This is a genomic window from Tritonibacter sp. SIMBA_163, from assembly GCF_046535935.1.
In the GTDB taxonomy this organism is placed as follows: Bacteria; Pseudomonadota; Alphaproteobacteria; order Rhodobacterales; family Rhodobacteraceae; genus Epibacterium; species Epibacterium scottomollicae.
Map to the genome: position 1 here is coordinate 1 of NZ_JAWJBP010001112.1, position 244 is coordinate 244.

At 62.3% G+C, this 244-nt stretch carries 1 protein-coding gene; it reads right to left on the reverse strand.

Annotated features, from left to right (window positions below; all coding sequences use genetic code 11):
* Positions 1–244, reverse strand: a 244-nt coding sequence (locus R0J92_RS25780) for a hypothetical protein (RefSeq protein ID WP_411053784.1), incomplete at both ends; no start/stop codon positions are given.

Below are 244 nucleotides of genomic sequence, written 5' to 3' on the forward strand. Positions count from 1 at the left end.
GTCGTCGCGGCTTCACCCAGCATGTCGTAGGAATAGCGGAAACCGCGTTCTTCCAACGGCTTGGCGCGTTTCAACGCCTCGTCGATGGTTTCGCCGGTGACGAACTGTTCGCCCATCATGCGCATGGCCATGTCAACGCCGCGGCGAATGACAGGCTCGCCGCAACGCGCGATCAGGCGCGTCAGAGCGGCTGACAGGCCGCGATCATTGACCGTATTCGTCAGCTTGCCGGTGACGACAAGGC